A 22,998-nucleotide genomic window follows, 5' to 3' on the forward strand; every position below is an offset into this window, starting at 1 on the left:
CTATTTATGGGACAAGCGTTTTTTTATTTAATGAAAGGAAAAGAAATGGAATTTATTTTGAAACATTTTCTAAAATTTTTGCGTAGAAGAGAAAGAAAGCCAGTACTTCAGAAAGGAGTGGAGCGATGAAACCGGAGTTGCCACGTGAACGAGAACTGTCGATCGAAGCAAGATTAGCACGTCATTTTGCCGCGCAAAAAAAATACTTACGTCGTCAAGAAGAAGCGACTGATCAACGAGACAAAGAGTTGGCTCGTCTATTGTTTGAGGAAAACCGGACTGCCTATCAGCGTGCTTACCACGAACTGTACGGCTCGCACCCTTATATCGAGGTGAACGAAGATGGACGTTAGTACACTTTATTTGTATGCGTTAGCGGCCGCCGCTTGCGGTGTGTTTGTGTCCATCCTATTCTCAGACGTCATTCCAGGCGTCGATCAAATCTTTCATCCTACGTTGATCTTATCTTTTGTCATCATTACATCAGCGATCGGCTTCGGACTCGAACAGCTCAGTCCGCTTGGTTCGATGTTAATTCTGATCATCAGCAGTGTCATCGCGTTGTTAGTGACGACGCTAATGCATATCTTCTTGTTCGTTCCGATGGCGCAAGCGGAACAGTCGCTTGGTTTTTCGGAACAGATGCTAGAAGGGCGCAGCGCAACCGTCATCGTACCGATCCCGACTGAAGGATATGGTGAGATCTTACTCGATGATGTGTCAGGGCGCGTATCGAAGTCAGCTGTTCTATTTGAAGGACCAGCTTTACCACAAGGCACAAAGGTGCTCGTCATCGAGATCAAACAAGGAGTCGCATCTGTTGTGACGTATCCCCATCAATGGAAAAAGGAGATGTTTTTATGAATCCAGTGTTAATCGTATCGATCGTCGCGGTCGCTTTGATCGTTGCATTGATCGTCTTATTCATCACGAAGTACCGTACTGTCGGGCCGGAAGAAGCGTTGATCGTATCCGGTAGTTATCTCGGAGGACGTAACGTCAATACCGATGAATCCGGAAATCGCGTGAAGATCATTCGTGGCGGCGGAACATTTGTATTACCTGTCTTCCAACAAGCAACACCACTTAGTTTGTTATCGAGTAAGCTCGAAGTCACGACACCCGAAGTGTATACGGAGCAAGGTGTGCCGGTCATGGCGGACGGAACAGCAATTATTAAAATCGGCAGCTCGATTTCTGAAATTGCGACGGCAGCGGAGCAGTTCCTCGGAAAATCAAAAGAAGAGCGCGAAGGAGAAGCGCGTGAAGTCCTCGAAGGGCATTTGCGTTCGATTCTTGGCTCGATGACAGTCGAAGAAATTTACAAGAACCGAGATAAATTCTCGCAAGAAGTCCAGCGAGTCGCGTCACAAGATCTTGCGAAGATGGGTCTCGTCATCGTATCGTTTACAATCAAAGATGTGCGTGACAAGAACGGATACTTAGAGTCACTCGGTAAACCACGGATTGCACAGGTTCGTCGTGATGCGGACATCGCAACGGCAGACGCGGAAAAAGAGACACGTATCAAACGAGCGGAAGCTTCAAAGGATGCGAAAAAAGCAGAACTCGAACGTGCAACGGAAATCGCTGAAGCGGAAAAAGAAAATCAGTTGAAGATGGCAGATTACCGTCGCGAACAAGATATTGCGAAGGCGAAAGCCGACCAAGCATATGATCTCGAAAACGCACGTGCGCAACAAGAAGTCACTGAGCAACAGATGCAAATCAAAATCATCGAGCGTCAAAAACAAATTGAACTCGAAGAACGCGAAATCCTCCGTCGTGAGAAACAATACGATGCGGAAGTCAAAAAACGTGCCGATGCCGATCGTTACTCAATTGAACAAGCTGCTCAAGCGGACCGAGCGAAGCAATATGCAGAAGCAGATGCAACGAAATACCGGATTGAAGCATCAGCAAAAGCAGATGCTGAACGAATTCGTCTTGATGGTCTCGCAAAAGCGGACGCTGAACGGGCACAAGGGGAAACAGAAGCTGATATCATTCGTCTGAAAGGTCTTGCGGAAGCAGAAGCGAAAGAAAAAATCGCGCAGGCGTTCGAACAATTCGGACAAGCGGCAATCCTTGATATGGTCATTCGCATGATGCCAGAATACGCGAAAGAGATTGCAGCACCACTCGGCAACATCGATAAGATCACAGTCGTTGATACAGGTAGCGGTGAAGGTGGTGGCGCGAACCGTGTCACGGGTTACGCGACAGATTTAATGGCGTCACTGCAAGAGACGTTAAAAGCATCGTCAGGACTCGATGTCAAAGAGCTGATCGAGAACTTCTCCGGTAAAGGAACAGCAAAACCGTTGACGGTCAATCTGAATTCTCATGATGCGGTGGCAGCGTCGAAAACAGAAGACTGATATGCAGCGTCGCGTCTTATTGATCGTGTTTGTGCTCCTTCTTTTTCATGTCGCTTGGCCGCTTCCGTGGTATGCACTGGCAGTACTAGGTGGTGTCATTGGCATCATCAAGGGATATACAGCGGATGAAGGAATCGTCAATATATTTAATGTGAAGAAAGTGTCCTATTCGCTACACGATCGACAGACACGTCAGGAAGCCATTCTCGCTCTGATGTGTAGCCTGTTGACAGTCGATTTCCCGTATTGGTATGCCGGTGTGACAACAGGAATAGGATGGCGTGACGTCGGATACGTTGGGTTTGAAGTAGTGTCGACGATTTTATTCGCTTACTTCTTATTCCGTTTCCTATGTCTGAATCTTTTCCAACCGTTCTCGGTACCGGAAAGAAGGGAGCAAAAAAATGGATAGTCTCGTATTTCTACTGCAAGAGCGCTGGATGCTGTTGCTGCCGTTTCTCGTCGTATTCTTGATCAACGTTGGGTTATTGACTGCTCTTCTTAAGAAACGACGTGATTTGCCGAAGATGTTAGTCTTTGGAATGGGTGGGATGGCGAGCGTGTTCATCCTATCTTCGCTCGTCTTAAGTGTTTCACTACTGTTCTTCGGATATAATTCATAATCACAAAAAAACGGGGCAGGCTCTAAACAGAGTCTGTCCCGTTTTAAATAAAGTAAGAATGAATGCCATTAACGTGGAAGATCGTACCCAATGACAACAAGTCCCGGCCCAGTATGTGAACCGATGGCTGCGCCAGCAATCGTCAAGATGACTTCGCTTGGTGAGAAATGGGCTTCAATCAATTGTTTTAATTGTTCTGCTCGTTCAATCGAATCCCCATGACCAATCATGATCCGGTGTCCATCAATCGCGGGACGCGCTTCCTCCATCCACTCGACGATTCGGTTCATGACCTTTTTCTGACCGCGGATCTTCTCTTTTGGAATCAACTTCCCGTCTTCGACGGTCAACAATGGCAAGATCGATAAGAGACCACCAATGAAGGCACTAGCACGAGAAACCCGTCCACCGCGCATCAAGTATTCCAGTGATTCTACCGTGAAGAGATGGCGAACCGTGTTCACCTTAGCTTCAGCATAAGCTGCTGTTTCTTCGAACGAATGCGACTTCGCGTATTCTGCGACATCGAGAACGAATAGTCCTTGTCCCGTTGAAGCCGTTTTCGTATCGAGTACGAGATACGGCACGTTCGGATACTTTTCCGCGAGTTCGTCCGCGAGCATCTTCGCGGTTTGGTATGTTCCAGATAACTCACTTGAAAAGGCGAGATAGAGGAAGGGATCACCTTGTTCGAAGTGACGTGTGAACACCTCGACCATCCGGCTGACTTCTACTTGGAATGTCTTCGGTGCTGCGCCGTCACGCATTTTATCATACAGTTGTTTTGGAGATATCGATTCTCCGTCGAAGAACGTGTCTTCGTCGATCAATACGCCGAACGGCATGATCGTAAAATCATAAGCATCTAACATGTCTTTTGGTGCATCAGCACCACTGTCTGTGATCAATCGGATCATCACGTTCTCTCCTTTCTTAACCTAGGGCTTTTTCGTTTCGATCAAGCATTCGACTCAAATTGACACCGAACCGCTCGTTCTCGAGTTCCGTCAAAGTCGCTGGTGTCAAGTCAGCGCCGAGCGCAAGTAACGCCTCATAGGCACGACGTAAACAGTCCTCGACCGTCAATGAGGTACCGAGTAATTCTTCAAGCGAAGCCATCGTTTCTGGGACAATGGTTGGATAAACGAATTTCGTCGTCTCGCCTTGAAGCGCTGCCGCGTAAAAGTCACGGACTAAAGCGGCACGTTGACTTCCACTTCCGTTAACACAGAGGTAGATTTGAACAGCAACGCCACCGCGGACACGGCGTTGCGAGATACCCGCGAACTTTTTACCGGCGATCGACAGGTCGTAAGAGCCGGGACAGTATGAACCGACGACTTCACCAGCGACGATCGCATCTGTTTCCTGCGCGAACATGTGGCGAACGAGTGCAAGCATCGCTTCGTAACCACTGTCGATATCGATCCCACCGCGTTCCGGTAAGACGAGCGAAATATTCAAGACACCAGCGTCAAGGACGACAGCAAGACCACCTGAGTTGCGGACGACGGGCGAGAAACCATGTTCGCACAAAACGGCTACACCGTCAGCGAGGTGAGGAAGGCGGGCATCCTGGATGCCGAGGACGACCGTTTCGTGGTGAATCCAAGAGCGGAGTGCCGCTCCTTCTGTCGCAACGGAAGCACATAATGTGTCGTCCATCGCAAACGATTGTGTCGCATGGAAAGCAGTTCCGAGTGACGTTTGATCAAAAATACGATAATGTTCTTGTTTTAAGAGTTCGATTCCCATAGGCTCGTTCCTTTATTGTAGATTTGCGACATCATTATAGCACAGGGTGTGTAAAGTTTCTGTGCGAAGCGCCGCGGGAGACAGGAATCCTCGGAAACAAAACCGAACAACAACGACATAGACTCGATTTAAAGGAGAGACACATATGTATCAATCATTAGGGCAGTTAAAGGAAACGAAGGTCTTCAAAGATCCGGTTCATCGCTATATCTATGTCAGTGATCAGTTGATTTGGCAATTGATTGGGACACGTGAATTTCAGCGACTGCGTCGAATCAAGCAACTGGGAACGTCCTTTTTGACGTTTCATGGAGCGGAACATACAAGGTTCCATCACTCACTTGGTGTCTATGAAATCACGCGGCAACTGATTGACGTCTTCAACGGTCGCGCCGACTGGGACGATCAATACCGGGAGTTGACGCTCGCTGCAGCACTACTGCACGATGTCGGACACGGACCGTTTTCGCACGCGTTCGAGAACGTCTTTGGTGTTAATCACGAGACGTGGACGGAGCGAATCATCCTCGGAGATACGGAAATCAAGAAAGTGCTCGATCAAGTCGGAGACGGGTTTGCGGAAGAAGTCGCCTCAATCATTAATAAAACGCATCCGAATCAACTGCTCGTCACGATGATCAGCTCCCAACTCGACGTCGACCGGATGGACTACTTGTTGCGTGATGCGCATTTTGCCGGTGTCAGCTACGGGAAATTCGATCTCGAGCGGATGCTTCGCGTGTTGCGCCCGGCACCGAATCAGATGGTCGTCAAACAGTCAGGGATGCACTCAATTGAAGACTACATCATGCGCCGGTATCAAATGTATTGGCAAGTTTACCTGCATCCGGTGACACGATCGAGTGATTACCTATTAAAAGCGATTCTCGAACGAGCACAGGAGCTGTATCTGTCCGGTTATCCGTTTGCAATTGCACCAATTCATTTAATGCCGTTATTTGATCAGAACATGGAGTTGCACGATTTCCTTGGACTCGATGAGACAATCGTCTACTTCTATTTTCAGCAGTGGTCGAACGAACAAGATCCAATTCTTTCTGATTTGTCTAGGCGATTCGTTGATCGGAAGTTGTTCAAGTATGTCGACTATCCGGCTGAAAAACGTGAACTCGTCCACGAAAAATTATGTGAGCTGTTTGAAGCGATTGGTCTGAATCCGACGTATTATCTGCTTGAAGACAAACTGAGTCGTCTTCCTTACGATTTATATGGAGATAATGGTGAAATCAGTAAACAACCAATCATGTTACAGATGAAGGATGGGCAGATGAAAGAAATTTCGCAAGTTTCGCCCCTTGTTCAAGCAATCGCCACATCACGCCAAACGGATGAGAAGCTGTTCTTCCCGCAAGAGATTTTACACGACTTGCGTGAACATGCGAATGAGAAGATGCAGATCGACCAGTTACTGATTGGTAGCGTGACGTCATGATCTCGTCCGCTATACTTACGAAAATCTTGCAAAAGATTGGTCAGGAGGGAGGAGAGGTCGAAGTCTTAAAAGGCGCGACTTCCTCCCTCGTTTTTCGGGTCGGTGAGGGAATTCTTCGCATCCATACGAATCAAAATTGGTTGCGAGAAGAACCTGATCTCGTCTTACATGAAGTGTTTGCGTTACATGCAGCTGGTGACTTGGCACCAGATGTACTGGACTATCAAGCGAACGTTAAAGACGAGATACCACCATGGTTATATATGACGCGTTCACCGGGAGAGATCCGGCTTGATCAGGTAGATGAGCAATATGTCGACCGACTAGCGCAGATGCTCGCAGCAATCCATGCGCTACCGGTACCAGAGTCCCGGTATATGTATCAGCCGTATGCGACGGAACGTCGTATACCGACGTGGACGCAGCATCCGGAGAAATGGCGTCAGCTGTTAGCTGTCGAACCGATCGAAAGTCAAAGTATCCGTTTCATTCATCGGGATTTTCATCCGGTTAATGTGTTATACGAAATAGATGGAACGTGTCATACGATTGATTGGATTAATGCTTGTGTAGGACCCATTGAAGTTGACATTGCCCATTGCCGGCTAAATCTTGCCTTACTCGAATCTGTCGAGATGGCAGATCATTTTTTAAAAAGTTACTGTGAGCAGACGAAACGTTCCTATGATCACGCGTGGGATATTCGGGCTGTTTTTGATTTTGGACCTGAGACGATCGACGTCTATCCGGGGTGGAAAGCATATGGAAGGCAAAACCTTAGTCAGGACAATGTTCGGGAACGCTTGGAAAAGTTTGTCTTGAAAGTTCATGAAAATGACGAAAGCGGTTACTAAATGAACTTTTCCTCTTGTAGTTCTTTGAAATATTGATTATTCTATTACTTGGAAAGAGATTAAACGTCAGACATCGTACGAATGTACAACTGATAAACAACTAATAGATAGAGGGGTACTTCATGAAATATCTTATCGCACTACTCGGACTGGCTATCGTTTTCGGCTTGGCACTCCTTGTCAGCAGCAACCGTAAAGGCATCAAATTGAAACCGCTTGCGGTCATGCTAGTTCTTCAGCTCGTACTTGGGTTCGTCTTACTCAATACATCGTTCGGTTATATCGTCATTCGTGGCGTCGCGAAAGTCTTTGAAAAACTACTGAGTTATGCGGCAATCGGAATTGATTTCGTCTTCGGCGGTCTAGCAAACGAAGGTGCACAACCGTTCTTCATCAATGTCTTGCTCCCAATCGTTTTCATCTCTGCCTTGATCGGGATTCTTCAGTTCACGAAAATCCTTCCGCTCTTGATGCGCGGTATCGGTTTTGTTCTATCGAAAGTCAATGGTATGGGACGTCTTGAGTCTTATAACGCGGTTGCTTCAGCTGCGATCGGACAATCAGAAGTATTCATCACTGTTAAAAAACAAATCGGTCAATTACCAGCAAACCGTCTCTACACATTGTGTGCATCAGCGATGTCGACCGTTTCGATGTCGATCGTCGGTGCGTACATGACGATGGTAGAACCGAAATATGTCGTTACAGCAATCGTCTTGAACTTGTTCGGTGGTTTCATGATCGTCTCGATCATCAACCCATACACGGTTGACCCGGAAGAAGATATTCTTGAAATCGTCGAAGAGAAACAAACATTCTTCGAAATGCTCGGCGAATACATCATGGATGGATTCAAAGTCGCAATCATCGTTGGTGCGATGTTGATCGGTTATAACGCCTTGATCGGTATGGTCAACGATATCTTCTTAATGGTTCTAAATATCTCGTTCCAAGAAATTCTCGGATACATCTTTGCGCCGTTCGCTTTCATCATGGGTATTCCATGGGCGGAAGCTGTCAGCGCAGGTAGTGTCATGGCAACGAAATTGATCACTAACGAATTCGTCGCGATGTTGAGCCTTCCAGAGTACTCGAAAGAGTTCTCAGAGCGTACTCTCGGAATCGTATCTGTCTTCTTGATCTCGTTCGCGAACTTCTCGTCGATCGGAATCATCGCTGGTGCGGTTAAAGGATTGAACGATCGCCAAGGAAGTGTCGCGGCTAGTTTCGGTCTGAAGTTACTCTACGGCGCAACACTCGTTAGTGTCTTGACGGCAATCGTCGTCAGCGTCTTGCTGTAATCGTTACACATATGAAAGAGCAATGGATCAGCGATCCATTGCTCTTTTTGTCTATCAATTCGTTGTACCATGCGAAGCAATGCCGACACGAACCCGATGATGGGTTCCGTCGCGATAGACGTCGTAGGCGAACTGGGCGACGTTTTCTCGCGGGATTGGTCCCGTTGGTGCAGTGAAACGTGTCGTTTCAATCAATAGATCGTCAGCAGTAAGCGCGTTGTCTTCTGTCAGTTGCGTCGGGCAGATGACAGTGAAGTCAACGTCTGCATCCTTTAAAGTCAAATAAGCTTTCAAATGATCCTCGGCTGCAATCGTCGAACGTCGACGTGATTCACTCGATTGGAAACGGTATTTCCCAGGTTCTTCTGACGCATCGAGAATACCCGCTGTACCAATGAAGATGATCCGCTCAATGCCTGCTTCTTTCATCTTCGTCACGAGATGTGGAATCGCTGTCGAAAGCACTTGCTGTTGATCGGTTCCGAGACAACTAAAGACAGCCGTACTTCCTGCGAGTGCCTGTTCGAGGTCTTCGGGACTCATTGCATCTCCTGTCAGGACGTGAAGTCGGTCGTGAATCGGTAAGTCCGGAGACGTAGAACGGACGAGTGCGCGAACATCGTAGCCGTTTTCAAGTAGACGATCGATTAAAGGGCGACCTGTTCGACCCGTCGCACCGAGTACAGTAACAGTAGTCATAAGTTTTCCTCCTTAGAAAATCAAGTAGATGGGAAAAAGAGACGTGCGGCAGCGACCGGACGTCTCTTGTTTTTATTTATCAGCAAACATGACGCCAGCTTGACCATAATCCGTTTTTTCCATCTCTTCGATGAAGACCGTGATGTTTTCTTTTGGTGCATTCGTCGTTTCCGACACCGCTTCCGTAACTTTTTCAATCAAAGCACGTTTTTGTTCGACTGTACGACCTGATAACATTTTAACCGTAACATATGGCATGACTTCATTTCCCCCTCTAGCATGATGACAATACGCCATCAGTATAGCGCATTCAGTAGGGGATTCGTCAATTCGAACATCGTTTTCGAAAAAGAAGGGTATAAGGTAGGAGCTAATATTGTCGGAAGCGAAGGAAGTCATACACATATGGGAGAAAAGGAGAGACATAATGGACGTAATCATACGGAAGAAGATTCATACGTTACTGATTTTCGATCGTACGTTACCAGAGGATACGACTTATCCGTTGTCTGGTGCTAAAGGACTCGAGGTCGCTGAAATCGTATTTGGACAGAATATTCCGTTCGGACGACTCGTGACGGATAAAGAATTGGCACAACTATTGAATCAAAAAGAAGCGAAGCGATACGGTATGTTGACGCTTCTTGAGGATGATGTGCGTTTCAAACCGTTATTCCAAAACCGAAAACCGACCGCTGATATGGAAGAGGAGGTCGAAGCGAAGGTGCGAGAACTCGCGCATCAATTACGCGCAATTCGATCGCGTTGTTCTTCCCTTGAGCGTCTCTTTTTATTCGGACGTGCGGCGCAAACCCTTTTTGATCAAGCCTTGTTGCATCTCGAAGAGGTAAATCCTCCGGCACATGAAGAGATTGCGTCGATGACGTGTTATCGTCTCCCGACGATTCGTCGAGCAACGGAAGAACAATTACAGACGCTTCGTTATGAGTGACTGGTTGCAGACACCTCGGAATACGGTATGATAGAGGCAACAGGATTAAAAGGGGACAAAACACGATGGAAAAAAAGATTAACTTCAATATCATTTCAGATAACTCAACAGACGGTCACGGTGGATTCGGTGTCGGAACACTTAGTTTAAATAGTATGTCACCGGTCATCATTTCACCAGAAGACGGCGAAGCCTACATCGACATGGGTGCGATGCACGCGAAAGCAGCAATCGAGAAACGCGTCAAGTTCACGACGGATAAAGCCGATACGCCGAATGGCAAACTGTACTGGATCGTCTGGGTGACGGTCGGTCGTAAGCCAGAAGGATTCTATTACGGCGGTGTGGCTGCGTGCGATCTGCTAGTCGATGCGGAAGCGCGTCGCGGATTCAAGATTCTTGCTGATCACGTCAATAAGATGGATAAATCCCTTAAAGGACGAATTGTCGTCGATCATATGGATGAGCGTTCAAAAGAATTGTTACGTGATTTCTTGCAGACACATAAACCTGAGATGTGGGAAAATGCTGACGCTGCTTTACATGAAGCGTTGGTCTAAACAAAAGAACGTGTGCCGCGGCACACGTTCTTTTTTCATGGTCGTTTCAGCGTCAAGACGACGAGTTCTGGATGATTGAACAGACGAAACGGAAACAGGCTGTTTCCGAGACCACGACTGACGATCAGTTCGGTCTGCTGTTCCTGATAGCGACCTGCCGTCACGGTTGGAAAGAATCCTTGACCAGGCGCATACAGACCTTCCGTAAACGGCAGGCGGATCTGTCCGCCGTGGGCGTGACCGGATAAGACGAGATCAACGGAACGCTCGGCATACAAGGATTTATATTCCGGACGATGCGCAAGCAAAAGTCGAAACGCATCAGGTGATACGTCTTGCAATGCTTGATCGAGACTTTGACGAATTCCATCCGGTTCTGATAGCCCTTCGCGCCACCGTGTCGTCGTCGGGTCATCGATACCGATCAGCGAAATTGATTGACCTTGGTATTCGATGACACGTGATTGATTTCGGAGAACGGTGACACCCAGTTGCTCAAGCTTTGGCAAAATCGTTAGATTGAGCCGAACCTCATGATTCCCGGTGACGAAGTAGACCGGGTATCGATCAACGAGCGCTTTCATGAGTGTAAGGGCAGCTTCTTCACCGTTTCGCCTCGAGTCAATCAAATCGCCAGTCATGACGACGAGATCCGGCTTTTCGCGATCAATTTTCTTCAGTAGTCGTTCTTGTTCATTCCCGAACGCCTTGCCATGTAAATCTGCTACTTGGACGACACGATAACCATCAAATGCTTCCGGTAAGCGATTTGACGTAACCGTCACCTGTGAGACATCAATGATGTTATTTTCACGATATAAAAACCAGCTTCCTAATGCGAGGACGCTGAGGGATACTAACCAGCGTGTACGTTTTCGCATGAGCCACCTCATTTCTTTCTACTTTGCATAATTCAGGATAACAAAAAAGACCTCCTTCCGTATGCGACGGAAGGAGGAATTCAAAACGATTTAGGCATCTTGTTTTAAGTCTGTGACTTCTTTTTGCGCATCGGGTTCTTCCGATAAATCTTTGAACAGGGCGATGACCATCATTCCGACGACGAAGATGAACGGGAAGGCGGCTAGAACAGCTGCTGCCTGTAGGGCACTCAATCCTCCGGCATAAAGTAAGACGGCGGCGATTGAAGACTGGATGATACCCCAAGCAAGCTTGATGCGTAAGCTTGGCATGAGACTACCACCAGACGATAGCATACCGAGAACATATGTCGCGGAGTCAGCCGAAGTAATGAAGAACGTCGTAATCAAGAAGACAGCGACGATGCTAAGGAACGTGCCTAAGCCACCGAATGTTTCAAATAGAGCAAACATACCGGTTTCGACTCCTTTATCGTTGACCGTCGAGATCAGATCGACATTTTGGAACAATTCGTTCCAAATCGCTGATCCACCGAAGACAGAGAACCAAAGGAGACCAAAGATCGTTGGGACGAGCATAATCCCGATGACGAACTCACGAATCGTCCGTCCTTTCGAGACACGGGCGATGAACGTACCGACGAATGGTGACCAGGAAATCCACCATGCCCAGTAGAAGATCGTCCAATCGTTGATCCAGCCTCGTTCGTCTGGATTAAAGGCAGATGCCCGGAAACTCATGACCGGTAAGTTTTGCAAATAAGCACCTGTTGTTTGCACGAAAAGGTCCATGATGAAACTGAACGGTCCGAGGAACAGGACGCCGATCATCAACAGAACGGCGAGGACGATGTTGGCGTTACTGAGACGAACGATTCCTTTATCGAGTCCGGATGCCGCACTCATCATGTAAAGGACAGACACAACGACAATGATGATCATTTGTGTCAGGAAGGAGTTAGGAATACTACTCGTTAGGAAGTTCAATCCACCTGAGATTTGTTGTGCACCGAGACCGAGCGACGTCGCGACACCAAATGCTGTTGCGACGATGGCGAGTACTTCGACGGTACCTTTACCGGCAGAAGCATACCGAGGCTTCATCAATGAAGCGACAGTGTCACCAATCGTAGCTGGACGTCCTTTTCGGAATGTCGAGTAAGCGATAGCAAGCGCGACGATCGCGTATAATGCCCAAGGATGTAATCCCCAGTGGAAGAATGAATAGCGCATCGCGAGGCGTGCTGCTTCCGTTGGATCATCTGTTGCGACTGGCGGTGTATGAAAGTGCGTCAATGGCTCTGAGACACCCCAGAAGACAAGCCCGATTCCCATACCAGCACTGAAGAGCATAGCAAACCAAGAAATGAGACCATATTCAGGACGGTCCGAATCCTTACCGAGTCGAATCGAACCGAAGCGGGAAAAGATTAAAAAGATAGCAATGATTAAAAAAGCACTCATGCCGAGAAGATATAGCCAGCCAAATCCGTTAGAAACAAAGGATTGTGCTTTAGCTGTGACATTTCCGAGACTAGCTGCACCGATTAGGGATTCCGGTAAGATTCCCCATATGGTAAAGAGCACACAGAAAATGACGGATACCATAAAGACTTTTGTGATCTTACTTTTTCGATTATTTTCCATCGTGTTCAACACCTTCTTTCGAATTTTACATAGTTGTTCTGTATCAAATGATGGCAACGACATTATCATTACCCCGTCGATCCGATAACAAAACCTAATCACGCAGGGTACTACCGTAACAAACATTTGTGTGGAAAAGCAAATCGACCGGGAAATGAGAATAAAGAGATCAATGTTTTTCATGGAAGGATAAGCAAAAAAGATTGCAATCAAGCGTTTTTAAAATAATGTGGAAATAAAAAAAGGAAAACGTTAATACTATTATTTCCCGTTTCGTCTTAAAACTAACGTAAAGCTTGATGTGAGCAAATCAGAGGCGGTCTGAAATCAGATTTGATATAACAAAAGCAGTCATCATTTTGAAGGAGGCATTTCCAATGGAAAAACAACAACAAAAACAAGCGATTCTCGAAGCATTTCAATCTCGTCATGCGACCAAGACATTTAATGGTCAAATGATCCCAGAAGACGATTTTCGGTTCATTTTAGAAACGGCGCGTCTGTCACCGAGCTCGTTCGGATATGAGCCATGGAATATGCTCGTCATTCAAAATCCAGAAATCCGAGACGCATTAAAAGAAATCTCTTGGGGCGCACAAGGACAATTGCCGACAGCGAGTCACTTCGTCTTGTTCCTCGCCCGGACAGGAGAACAAATGCAGGCAAATGGTCCACATGTCACGCAGATGATGGATTTCCTTGGTCTATCCGAAGAAGCAAAGGCCGGACGGACGAAGCGTTATGGTCTGTTTTTAGAGGAGGATTTCGCGATTGGTGATAACCCAAAAGCGATGGAAGACTGGGCAGCAAAACAAGCCTATATCGCACTCGGAAACATGATGTCGACGGCAGCACAAATCGGTATCGATTCATGTCCAATCGAAGGATTCGACCAGCAAGCCGTCGAGCAATTACTCGTCGATCGTGGACTGCTCGATCGTTCTGTTTTCACGGTGCCGGTCATGGTCGCATTCGGTTACCGGGCAGACGAACCAAAACGTGATAAGCAACGTCGTCCACTTGATGAAATCGTGACGTTCGTCGAGTAAAGACAGAAGACAAAAATTTTCGAATTATATAGAAGTTTCTTTCGAAATTCGGTATACTCGCATTTGTATGATTAAGAAGCGCCGTAAACGCCACTCGCATACGAACAACTTTTGTCTTGATGAAAGAAAGGGGTTCTATCGCAAATGGAACAAAAATTAAAGTTATGGTTCACGGAACACCAAACGGAAGATTACGGTATCACATTCCGTGTCAACCACGTTTATGAGAGCGAACAAACGGAGTTTCAACGCCTAGAGATGGTTGAAACGGACGAGTTCGGTACGATGTTGTTACTTGACGGAATGGTCATGACGACAGATAAGGACGAGTTCGTTTACCACGAGATGGTCGCGCACGTCCCGTTGTTCACACACCCGAATCCAAAATCGGTTCTGGTCGTTGGTGGAGGAGACGGCGGAGTCATCCGTGAAGTCTTGAAACACCCGTCCGTCGAAAAAGCTGTTTTAGTTGAAATCGACGGAAAAGTCATCGAGTATTCGAAAAAATACCTCCCGAACATTGCAGGTGGATTGGACGATGCACGCGTCGAAGTCATCGTTGGGGATGGATTCATGCATATCGCAGAAGCAGAAAACGAGTATGATGTCATCATGGTCGACTCGACTGAACCAGTTGGTCCAGCGGTCAACTTGTTCACGAAAGGCTTCTACTCTGGTATTTCAAAAGCATTGAAAGAAGACGGTATTTTCGTCGCACAATCGGATAACCCATGGTTCACACCAGACTTGATCCGTGATGTCCAACGTGATGTTAAAGAAATCTTCCCAATCACGAAGCTCTACATCGCTAACGTTCCGACGTACCCAAGTGGTCTTTGGACGTTCACGATCGGATCAAAGAAACACGATCCGCTTGCTGTTGCACCAGAGCGTTTCCACGAGATCGACACGAAGTATTACACGCCTGAGCTTCACACGGCAGCTTTCGCACTTCCGAAATTCGTTAAAGATTTGACGAACGGCTGAGCTCAGTCACTATAGCACACATGAACAGAGCGGTTTCGATCTTCGAAATCGCTCTGTTGTCAGGTAAACAGACGTTTGTATCAGCAAACGGCAAATGAACAGGGGGAATGGATCATGCGTTTTGATGAAGCATATTCAGGAAAAGTCTTTATCGCTAGTCAACCGACTCACGAAGATGCAAAAGGAATTTTATACGGCATGCCGATGGACTGGACGGTCAGTTTCCGTCCGGGTTCACGATTTGGTCCGGCACGTATCCGTGAAGTATCTCTTGGTTTAGAAGAATATAGCCCGTACTTAGATGGTGACATCGCCGACGCGAAGTTGTTTGACGCGGGAGATATCCCGTTACCATTCGGGAATGCTCAAAAATCACTTGATATGATTGAAGATTACGTCGATTCGTTACTGACAGCAGGCAAGTTCCCGCTCGGTATGGGTGGCGAACATTTAGTCACGTGGCCAGTCGTCAAAGCGTTCGATAAACACTACGATGATTTCGTCGTGCTTCACTTTGATGCGCATACGGACTTACGCGATGAGTATGAAGGAGAGCCATTGTCGCACTCGACGCCACTTAAGAAAATCGCAAACTTGATCGGACCAGAGAACTGCTATTCATTCGGAATTCGTTCAGGTATGAAAGAAGAGTTCGAATGGGCGAAAACGTCAGGCTACAACCTCTTCAAATACGAGATCGTCGAGCCGCTTCGTCAAGTTCTTCCGACACTTTCCGGTAAAAAGGTCTATGTCACGATCGATATCGATGTTCTCGATCCGTCAGCAGCACCAGGGACAGGTACACAAGAAATCGGTGGAGTGACAACGAAGGAACTACTTGAAGTCGTTCATATGATCGCACGAGCAGACGTCGACGTCATCGGCGCGGATTTGGTAGAAGTATGCCCAGCGTACGATCAATCCGACATGACAGCGATCGCGGCAGCGAAAGTATTACGCGAAATGATGATTGGATTCATTAAATGAAAAAGCAAAAGAGACCGGACGTGATGTCGGTCTCTTTTGTTTTGTTTAGAGGAAGAATTGAATGATCCCGAACGCACCGAATCCGATGATTAGACTGGCAGACGTCCACTGGATGATACGTAAAGTGGGTGTCGCAAGCTGGTGCTTGAGCAGGTGTGTGATGTTCGCCAAGATGACCCACCAAGTGGCAGAACCGAGAAAAATACCGATTAGAAACAAAAAGGCATCCTGTCCGTTCGTCATCGTCAATTTAAATCGTGCGAACAACGCCAGGAATAGCGTGATCGTCATGGGGTTCAAGAACGTCAGGAGTAAGACGGATAGATAGTTACTTAACCGTGACGAGACTGTATCGGAAATTGAGGCGGTCGAAGAAGCTTGAAACATCGACCAGCCGATGTAACACAAAAACAGACTGCCAATCAGTTGCATCCAGGATGCTTGGGTGAGTAAAGATTGGACGAGTGAAAAACCAGATAAGGCAAGCAATCCATAAGTAAAGTCTGCCGTTGCGGCTCCGAGTCCGGAAACAATTCCGGAAATTCGTCCATGTCGAAGAGTTCGTTGCATGCATAAGAGGCCAATCGGACCGACGGGGGCGGCTAAGGCAAACCCGATTCCAAAACCAGTCGTAAACATCAGTCGACCTCGGGTAACGGAAAATGAAGCGACTCCTTTTCCGTTCGCATGATGATCGTCGTTTTCGTCCGCAGGATACCTGCTAATTCTTTGATGTGGTAGGTGATGATTTCATCAAGTTGTTCTGTATCCCGACAACGGATTTTAAGTAGGTAATCATCGTCCCCGGCGACGTGATGGCATTCCAGTACATACTCAAGTTCTTGAATCCGTTTTAGAAATGGCGCTCGATGTTCCGGTCGCTCGAGTGAAACAGCGACGAATGCAGCAAGACGATAGTCAAAGGAGGAGGGGTCTAGAACCGTCGTCAACTGACGGATGATACCTTGCTCTTGTAAGCGTGCGACGCGCTCTGCAACAGCCGGTGCCGATAAGCCGATGTGTTGTGCAAGTGTTGACCATTTCATCCGGGCATCCCTTTTCAAAAAAGTAATAATTTTTAAATCGTAGGAATCCATAGGTTTTAACCTTCTTTTCTATTGTTATTTAAGATATTTTATTTCGAAAAGAAAGAAAAAGTCAATGTGTTTGTAGAACAAGTTCATAGCACACTGAAATCTTTACACATTTACGGCAGTATCTTAAGTTTAAGATGTCACCACGAAGGAAATGTTCTGAAGTGTAAGAACATTGGTTTGAGAGCGATGTACATTTGACAATCAGAAAGGTGGAAAAAAGATGAAGAAACTCTTATCGTTTGTGACCGCTACGTTGCTGTTTGCACTATTCGTGCTACCAGTAGGCGCAGCGGATGACGCAATGGTTCGTGTCATTCATGCTTCACCAGATGCTCCGGCAGTCGATATCGCGGTCGATGGCAAAAAAGCGGTATCAGGAGCAAAATTCAAAGATGTCACAGATTATCTCACACTACCAGCTGGCGAACATAAAGTAGAAGTATTCGCTGCAGGAACTACGAAAAATCCTGTGCTCTCTCAAACACTCAACGTAGAAGCTGGTAAATTCTATTCGGTCGCAGCAATCGGCAAATTAGCTGATATCAAACTCGCGGTCATGGAAGACAATGGTAAAGGCGAAGATGGAAAATCAATGGTTCGTGTCGCACACTTTGCACCAGATGCGCCAGCTGTTGATGTCGCACCAAAAGGTGGAGACCCACTCTTCAGTAACCTTGAATTCTCAAAAGTCTCTGACTACGGTACACTCGATGCAGGTACGTATGACCTTGAAGTCCGTCCTGCAGGCGCAACGGATGTCGTCAAAGCACTGGATGGTGTCAAACTCGACAGTGGCAAAAACTATACAGCACTCGCAATCGGCTTACTTGAAGGCGAACCAGCATTTGAAGTCCTCTTGATCCCAGACGGTGGTGAAATGGCATCAATGCCAGAAACAGGACTTGGTGGTTCATCTGATACGGCTTCTGCTACACCATGGGCAGTCGCAGCAGCAGCTGCCTTGTTAGTAGGAACAGCGTATGTCGTCCGTCGTAAACAAAACGCTTAAGAGTAGTCTTCTTCTCTTACTCGTATTAGCCGGATGTCAATCGGGATCACCTCCAGATGCTACAAAGCCGGAAAAACCAAAACAAACCGAAACAACGACGTCTTCTTCGTCCACGCCATCCGAAAAGGTGGACGAAGAGGCGTTCATACCAACGCGTATTACAATTCCGACGCTCGATGTGAAAGCGAACATCGAAGTCGTCGGGAAGGATAAACAAGGACGGATGGATGTTCCGAAACAGACCGATCAGGTCGCTTGGTATAAATACGGAGCAAAGGCCGGACAAACCGGAAATGTCGTGCTAGCCGGACATTTGGATGATCAAGAAGGTCCCGCTGTTTTTTATGATTTAGCCAAGATTAAAAAAGGGCAACGGATTGAAGTGACGGGAAAAACAGGACAACAGGTATCGTACGTGGTGACGAACGTCATGTCCTATCCTGTCGATGAAGCACCTGTCGGATCAATCTTCGGTGCAACCGTCATGAATAAACTGACGCTCATTTCATGTATAGGTACGTTTTCAGAATCAAAAGGATACGATCAGCGTCTTGTCGTCACAGCAGAACAAGACGAGTAAAGTAAAATAGGCAATTCTTATTTCGGTTAAAACCGAGAATAAGAATTGCCTATTTTTTAATGTGTTTCGGAAGCAGCGACAAGATCCGTCGTCAGTGTCGTCAAGCCTTGTGTCGTCTTACTGAGACCTTGGATCGTCTCGACGATTTGCCCGAGGTTTTCTTTGTTGCGTCCAAACAAGGTGAGGGAATTCTCCATTTCACTCTTAACGGTTTGAATTCCTTGTTTAACTTGTTGCAATTCTTGCTGAGATGCGGTGTTGGCACGTGTAATGTCTTCCATCTGAGAAACGAGTTGTGTGATATTACCATTGTTCTTTTGAATCAGACCGTTGATACTGCTACTCAACGATTTCGCATTCTCGGCAAGGTTTCGAACTTCCGTCGCGACGACAGCAAATCCTTTACCGTGTTCACCGGCACGTGCTGCTTCAATCGAAGCATTCAACGCGAGTAAGTTCGTCTGATTGGCGATCGCTTCGATGCTTTGCGTCATCTGGACGATCTCATCCGATGTCGTCTTCAATTCATGGATGCTTTCAAGCGAAGTACCAACTTGTTGTGTCGATTGAGCGAATTGTTGCTCCATCTGTTGCATCTGTCGTTCGTTAGCAATCGTCATTTGAACGAGTTGCTGGCTTGTCTGCTCCGTCTGAGCTGTTTCTGCTAATACTTGTGAAGCACGTCGGCTCGTCTCGATGATGGCATGATCCGTGTGCTCAACTGAGCTTGCGACTTCTTGACTGACACGAACGACGTCCGTCAAAAGTTGACGGCGTGACTCGTTCGCCGTCGTCACTTCATTCAAGCGAGAATCGACGTACTGGCTCGTCACGATCTGAGCGTCTAAGTTCATTGCGTGAGTCAATGCAAGCACAGCTGTTGTCAGTTGTGCTGGGTCATGCTGATAGTGTTCGACGATTTTTGGAATCAACAACGTCTGAAACGCAGCATACGAAGCGATGAACCAAGTGACGGGAACGAAGTTGTGTTTATGTGTCTGTCCCATTCGCGTACGCATCGCGAGGAATGACTCGTTCATATTTCCTGTCAGTAGACTCGTGAAGTAGTCAGCAAAGACTTTCTTCAGTCGTTCGCGTGTCGACGATTGTTTTGCGATGGTTGCCATCTCAGGATTTAATAGAAGATGATCGAGGACCTGTTCAAGAACCTCATCTAAGATGCCTTGAACGACAGGTGCCATCGATTTAAGTGTCTGTAGCTGTTCTTCTGTATACCCCATGTATACGAGACGGGATGTGAGATCAGGATCTGCCGTCTTCGTAATGAGACGGGAATCAGGAAAGCCGATGGTAGCTTGATAAGCCGAAGTAGTCTTACTTTTAAAAGGATTACGCACGTAGTTGCCTCCAATACTCAAGATGTGAATAAAATGATGTCTGTTTCTTATCGGTTCATCTTGCCGAAGCGATACTGGTTTTCGAAAAAAAGACAAAAATATTGAAAAACATTGACCGGAAACAAAAAAACTCATGGCAAGCGCCATGAGGAGAATGGAAAAAGAACAGGATTAGACTGGTTGGTCTTCCTGAAATGCTTTTTTAGCGTCCACGATCGAGCGCATTCGTTGAACGCAAGCTTGAACGAATTGAATGTCAATGGAGGTGAAACGGGTGACAGGTCCACGAGCTGACTCGGCACTGAATGTGAAGGTTCCGAGATTCCAAAGTTCGATTTTAAATCGTTTTCCTTTGTTGTCGTCGAAGTGTTCTACGAATTCGATTTTCGGTACCATACGAACCCCTCCTTACTCCGTACATTCCCGCTTTTCAAAAAATAAAAAAGCCAAACTGCGTGTTAGAAGCAGTTTGGCATGAAAATTTAAGCAGTCGGTACATCGTAGCCGATTTCTTCGATCGCATCGACGAGACGTTCACGAGGAACATCCTCGTGCTGGACTGTAACCTGGTTTTGTTCGAGTGAGACAGTAGCATGTTGTACACCTTCGACTTCAGATAAAGCTGATTCGACACTTGCTTTACAGTGATTGCATGTCATACCGATAACAGATAATGTTGTTTCTTTCATGATGATGTTCCTCCTTCAGATAGTGGGGTACGTTTTAATCGTAACGCATTCGTCACGACAGAGACAGAGCTGAATGCCATCGCGGCACCCGCAAGCCATGGGGCAAGCAGACCGAGAAAGGCGACCGGAATACCAATCGTGTTATAACCGAGTGCAAAGACGAGATTTTGACGAATGTTTTTCATCGTCTGCTCACTCAGCTCGATCGCAAGTAAAACTTGTTTTAAGTCGTGTCCAAGTAGCGTCACGTCGGCTGCTTCAAGGGCAACGTCCGTTCCGCTACCGAGCGCGATGCCGACATCTGCTGTTACGAGAGCAGGGGCATCATTGATACCGTCTCCGACCATCGCGACACGTTTCGTTTGTTGAAGTGACTGAATGACATCTGCCTTTTCAATCGGCAAAACGTCAGCAAAGACGAACGCTGGATCCAGTCCCAGTTCTGTTGCTAAATGATCAGCGACTTCACGACGATCACCGGTCAAGAGATATACTTCTTTTGTCTCGCGCAACCGCTTGATCGTTTCTTTCGCTGAATCTTTTAGCGCGTCACGGATGGCGTATCCGGCTGCAACTTCTCCATCGACAGCGACGTATACGAGAGTCGCTCCAGGTGATGTCCAATCAGGAAGAATGATGTTTCGTTCCTGCATCATTCGCGCCGATCCGACGATGAGATCATGTCCCATGATTTGTCCCGTGATCCCACGTCCTGATTCGACGTGGAACCGTTCGATATCAAAGACGACATCCCGTTCTGCTGTGATGGCGCGAGCAAGAGGGTGTTCCGATTGCCGTTCAAGCGCAGCAGCGAAATCGAGCGCTGTCTCCGTACCGAACGTTTCGACGACGACAGGGCGACCGACTGTCAGTGTTCCGGTCTTATCAAAGACGACAGCATCGACATGTTGAAGATTCTCGAGTTGAGCGCCCCCTTTAAAGAGAATCCCTCGTTCAGCCCCTTTTCCAGTTCCGACCATGATCGAAGTCGGTGTCGCAAGTCCGAGTGCACATGGACAAGCGATGACGAGCACCGCGATGGCAGGACGAATCGCTTCCGCAAAGGATCCACTGATCATCCACCAAGCGGCTAACGTCAGAAGCGCGATGGCAACGACGATCGGCACGAACACACCAGAAATCCGATCGGCTTGTCGTTGAATCGGTGCCTTTTCAGTCTGCGCTTGTTCGACGACACGAATGATTTGTGAAAGAACTGTCGCTTGTCCGATCTTTGTCGCTTCGACTTGTAAAGATCCGTTCGTATTCAGCGTACCACCAATGACGGATGCCCCAACCGTTTTATGAACAGGCGCAGATTCACCGGTCAACATCGATTCATCGAGATACGCGTCGCCTGAGCGAATGATACCATCTGTCGGAATTTTATTCCCAGGTTTTACGAGTAAGATCATCCCGGTTTGAATTGCATCGATGGAGACCGTTCGTTCCTGTCCGTCCTCTAAGATGACGGCTTCCTTTGCTTGTAGGGAGAGCAGGCTTTTAATTGCTCCCGTCGTCTGTTGTTTCGCACGGTCTTCGAGGACCTTGCCGAGTAAGACGAGTGTAATCAGAATCGCACTCGTCTCAAAGTAGAGATGCGGCATATCAGAGACGAGTAGCATTTCAGCAACGGAATAAAAGTAGGCTGCCGATGTTCCGAGTGCAACGAGGACATCCATGTTGGCACTCCCACTCCGTAAACTTTTATAAGCCCCACTATAGAAGGGCGCTCCGATGATGAATTGCACCGGTGTCGCTAAAGCAAACTGTAGCCACGGATTCATTAAGAATGGAAGGTGGAACGGACTGTTTGGAATATGCGTCAGCATGCTCGCGAGCAACGGTAACGATAGAATGGCCGCGATCATAAAGCGATACAGCATCCGGCGATTCGATTTTGTTGCGTGTGGTGCTTGTTTGACCGTTGCCCCGTAGCCGATTTTTCGGATTTTTTCGATGATCGCTTGATCGTCATAAGAATCAGAAATCGAAACACGAGCGGTTTCAAGCGGCAAGTTGACCGTTGCTTCAACCCCGTCCATCCGGTTGAGGACTTTTTCAATCCGGGCGGAGCAGGCGGCACACGTCATGCCTTCAATATCAAACTCAATCGTTTTTGACATCAGAAAACCC

Annotated in this window: 27 protein-coding genes; 15 read left to right on the top strand and 12 right to left on the bottom strand. The window is 47.2% G+C overall.

Features of this window, described 5'->3' with window-relative positions:
• Window positions 1-125 precede the first annotated feature (125 nt).
• From ADM98_RS04425 to ADM98_RS04445, 5 genes are read left to right on the top strand one after another with little or no spacing between them, the layout of a single operon-like run.
• Window positions 126-353 (top strand): hypothetical protein, encoded by a 228-nt coding sequence (locus ADM98_RS04425; protein ID WP_053452438.1) that lies wholly within the window; start codon window positions 126-128, stop codon window positions 351-353.
• Window positions 343-864, top strand: coding sequence for an NfeD family protein (locus ADM98_RS04430; protein WP_053452439.1), 522 nt, complete (start codon window positions 343-345; stop codon window positions 862-864). The genes ADM98_RS04425 and ADM98_RS04430 overlap by 11 nt, the downstream gene beginning before the upstream one ends.
• Entirely contained in the window at window positions 861-2,381 is a 1,521-nt protein-coding gene (locus ADM98_RS04435) for a flotillin family protein (RefSeq protein ID WP_029343201.1), read from the top strand. The genes ADM98_RS04430 and ADM98_RS04435 overlap by 4 nt, the downstream gene beginning before the upstream one ends.
• On the top strand, window positions 2,347-2,793 hold the full coding sequence (locus ADM98_RS04440) for a hypothetical protein (protein WP_160315913.1): 447 nt from the start codon (window positions 2,347-2,349) through the stop codon (window positions 2,791-2,793). Before ADM98_RS04435 ends, ADM98_RS04440 begins: the two co-directional genes overlap by 35 nt.
• On the top strand, window positions 2,786-3,004 hold the full coding sequence (locus ADM98_RS04445) for a hypothetical protein (protein WP_053452441.1): 219 nt from the start codon (window positions 2,786-2,788) through the stop codon (window positions 3,002-3,004). The genes ADM98_RS04440 and ADM98_RS04445 overlap by 8 nt, the downstream gene beginning before the upstream one ends.
• A gap of 68 nt (window positions 3,005-3,072) precedes the next feature.
• Here the strand turns inward: ADM98_RS04445 and ADM98_RS04450 are convergent, their stop codons facing one another.
• Both ADM98_RS04450 and ADM98_RS04455 read right to left on the bottom strand, forming a co-directional pair.
• Window positions 3,073-3,921: a DegV family protein gene (locus ADM98_RS04450; RefSeq protein ID WP_053452442.1), complete on the bottom strand. Its 849-nt coding sequence runs from the start codon at window positions 3,919-3,921 to the stop codon at window positions 3,073-3,075.
• A 16-nt stretch (window positions 3,922-3,937) separates the two neighbouring features.
• Window positions 3,938-4,759, bottom strand: coding sequence for a lipoate--protein ligase family protein (locus ADM98_RS04455; RefSeq protein ID WP_053452443.1), 822 nt, complete (start codon window positions 4,757-4,759; stop codon window positions 3,938-3,940).
• Window positions 4,760-4,904: 145 nt separating this feature from the next.
• On the opposite strand from ADM98_RS04455, the gene ADM98_RS04460 reads away from it, so the two are divergent.
• From ADM98_RS04460 to ADM98_RS04470, 3 genes are all read left to right on the top strand, one after another.
• Window positions 4,905-6,212 carry an HD domain-containing protein gene (locus tag ADM98_RS04460; RefSeq protein WP_053452444.1) on the top strand — a complete coding sequence of 436 codons (1,308 nt, stop codon included), beginning with the start codon at window positions 4,905-4,907 and terminating at the stop codon, window positions 6,210-6,212.
• Window positions 6,213-6,238: 26 nt separating this feature from the next.
• The gene (locus ADM98_RS04465) at window positions 6,239-7,066 is read left to right on the top strand and encodes a phosphotransferase family protein (RefSeq protein WP_235504831.1); all 828 of its coding nucleotides are present in this window, start codon (window positions 6,239-6,241) and stop codon (window positions 7,064-7,066) included.
• 122 nt (window positions 7,067-7,188) lie between these two features.
• Window positions 7,189-8,367: a NupC/NupG family nucleoside CNT transporter gene (locus tag ADM98_RS04470; RefSeq protein ID WP_053452446.1), complete on the top strand. Its 1,179-nt coding sequence runs from the start codon at window positions 7,189-7,191 to the stop codon at window positions 8,365-8,367.
• A 54-nt stretch (window positions 8,368-8,421) separates the two neighbouring features.
• On the opposite strand, the gene ADM98_RS04475 is transcribed toward ADM98_RS04470, so the two are convergent.
• Both ADM98_RS04475 and ADM98_RS04480 read right to left on the bottom strand, forming a co-directional pair.
• A complete protein-coding gene (locus tag ADM98_RS04475; RefSeq protein WP_053452447.1) occupies window positions 8,422-9,066 on the bottom strand; it encodes an NAD(P)-dependent oxidoreductase in 645 nt (214 codons plus the stop codon).
• A 72-nt stretch (window positions 9,067-9,138) separates the two neighbouring features.
• Window positions 9,139-9,363: a 2-hydroxymuconate tautomerase gene (locus ADM98_RS04480; RefSeq protein ID WP_082318497.1), complete on the bottom strand. Its 225-nt coding sequence runs from the start codon at window positions 9,361-9,363 to the stop codon at window positions 9,139-9,141.
• 130 nt (window positions 9,364-9,493) lie between these two features.
• On the opposite strand from ADM98_RS04480, the gene ADM98_RS04485 reads away from it, so the two are divergent.
• Both ADM98_RS04485 and ADM98_RS04490 read left to right on the top strand, forming a co-directional pair.
• A complete protein-coding gene (locus ADM98_RS04485; RefSeq protein WP_053452448.1) occupies window positions 9,494-10,018 on the top strand; it encodes a hypothetical protein in 525 nt (174 codons plus the stop codon).
• A 65-nt stretch (window positions 10,019-10,083) separates the two neighbouring features.
• Entirely contained in the window at window positions 10,084-10,578 is a 495-nt protein-coding gene (locus tag ADM98_RS04490; protein ID WP_023466794.1) for a YwhD family protein, read from the top strand.
• A 35-nt stretch (window positions 10,579-10,613) separates the two neighbouring features.
• Here ADM98_RS04490 and ADM98_RS04495 read toward each other — a convergent pair whose 3' ends face one another.
• A complete protein-coding gene (locus ADM98_RS04495) occupies window positions 10,614-11,459 on the bottom strand; it encodes a metallophosphoesterase (RefSeq protein WP_023466795.1) in 846 nt (281 codons plus the stop codon).
• Between the two features lie 90 nt (window positions 11,460-11,549).
• Window positions 11,550-13,106 carry a BCCT family transporter gene (locus ADM98_RS04500; RefSeq protein WP_035399263.1) on the bottom strand — a complete coding sequence of 519 codons (1,557 nt, stop codon included), beginning with the start codon at window positions 13,104-13,106 and terminating at the stop codon, window positions 11,550-11,552.
• A gap of 377 nt (window positions 13,107-13,483) precedes the next feature.
• On the opposite strand from ADM98_RS04500, the gene ADM98_RS04505 reads away from it, so the two are divergent.
• The 3 genes from ADM98_RS04505 to speB all read left to right on the top strand — a co-directional run bounded on the left by ADM98_RS04505 (window position 13,484) and on the right by speB (window position 16,129).
• A complete protein-coding gene (locus ADM98_RS04505; protein ID WP_035399166.1) occupies window positions 13,484-14,155 on the top strand; it encodes an NAD(P)H-dependent oxidoreductase in 672 nt (223 codons plus the stop codon).
• A 144-nt stretch (window positions 14,156-14,299) separates the two neighbouring features.
• Complete coding sequence (gene speE / locus ADM98_RS04510) at window positions 14,300-15,142, top strand: polyamine aminopropyltransferase (RefSeq protein ID WP_023466799.1); 843 nt, start codon at window positions 14,300-14,302, stop codon at window positions 15,140-15,142.
• 114 nt (window positions 15,143-15,256) lie between these two features.
• Window positions 15,257-16,129: an agmatinase gene (speB, locus tag ADM98_RS04515; RefSeq protein WP_053452449.1), complete on the top strand. Its 873-nt coding sequence runs from the start codon at window positions 15,257-15,259 to the stop codon at window positions 16,127-16,129.
• A gap of 45 nt (window positions 16,130-16,174) precedes the next feature.
• Here the strand turns inward: speB and ADM98_RS04520 are convergent, their stop codons facing one another.
• The gene (locus ADM98_RS04520) at window positions 16,175-16,768 is read right to left on the bottom strand and encodes a LysE family translocator (protein ID WP_053452450.1); all 594 of its coding nucleotides are present in this window, start codon (window positions 16,766-16,768) and stop codon (window positions 16,175-16,177) included.
• Entirely contained in the window at window positions 16,768-17,226 is a 459-nt protein-coding gene (locus ADM98_RS04525; protein WP_023466803.1) for an Lrp/AsnC family transcriptional regulator, read from the bottom strand. Before ADM98_RS04525 ends, ADM98_RS04520 begins: the two co-directional genes overlap by 1 nt.
• A 220-nt stretch (window positions 17,227-17,446) precedes the next feature.
• Here ADM98_RS04525 and ADM98_RS04530 point away from each other — a divergent pair, with 220 nt between their 5' ends.
• Both ADM98_RS04530 and ADM98_RS04535 read left to right on the top strand, forming a co-directional pair.
• On the top strand, window positions 17,447-18,235 hold the full coding sequence (locus ADM98_RS04530; RefSeq protein ID WP_053452451.1) for a DUF4397 domain-containing protein: 789 nt from the start codon (window positions 17,447-17,449) through the stop codon (window positions 18,233-18,235).
• Entirely contained in the window at window positions 18,207-18,815 is a 609-nt protein-coding gene (locus tag ADM98_RS04535; RefSeq protein ID WP_053452452.1) for a class F sortase, read from the top strand. The genes ADM98_RS04530 and ADM98_RS04535 overlap by 29 nt, the downstream gene beginning before the upstream one ends.
• Window positions 18,816-18,871: 56 nt before the next feature.
• Here the strand turns inward: ADM98_RS04535 and ADM98_RS04540 are convergent, their stop codons facing one another.
• The 4 genes from ADM98_RS04540 to ADM98_RS04555 form a co-directional block, all read right to left on the bottom strand.
• Window positions 18,872-20,173 (bottom strand): globin-coupled sensor protein, encoded by a 1,302-nt coding sequence (locus ADM98_RS04540; RefSeq protein ID WP_023466806.1) that lies wholly within the window; start codon window positions 20,171-20,173, stop codon window positions 18,872-18,874.
• 171 nt (window positions 20,174-20,344) lie between these two features.
• The gene (locus ADM98_RS04545; RefSeq protein ID WP_023466807.1) at window positions 20,345-20,569 is read right to left on the bottom strand and encodes a hypothetical protein; all 225 of its coding nucleotides are present in this window, start codon (window positions 20,567-20,569) and stop codon (window positions 20,345-20,347) included.
• An 86-nt stretch (window positions 20,570-20,655) separates the two neighbouring features.
• Window positions 20,656-20,862 carry a heavy-metal-associated domain-containing protein gene (locus tag ADM98_RS04550; protein WP_023466808.1) on the bottom strand — a complete coding sequence of 69 codons (207 nt, stop codon included), beginning with the start codon at window positions 20,860-20,862 and terminating at the stop codon, window positions 20,656-20,658.
• On the bottom strand, window positions 20,859-22,988 hold the full coding sequence (locus ADM98_RS04555; RefSeq protein WP_053452453.1) for a heavy metal translocating P-type ATPase: 2,130 nt from the start codon (window positions 22,986-22,988) through the stop codon (window positions 20,859-20,861). The genes ADM98_RS04550 and ADM98_RS04555 overlap by 4 nt, the downstream gene beginning before the upstream one ends.
• Window positions 22,989-22,998 lie beyond the last annotated feature (10 nt).

Source organism: Exiguobacterium sp. BMC-KP (genome assembly GCF_001275385.1).
GTDB lineage: Bacteria > Bacillota > Bacilli > Exiguobacteriales > Exiguobacteriaceae > Exiguobacterium_A.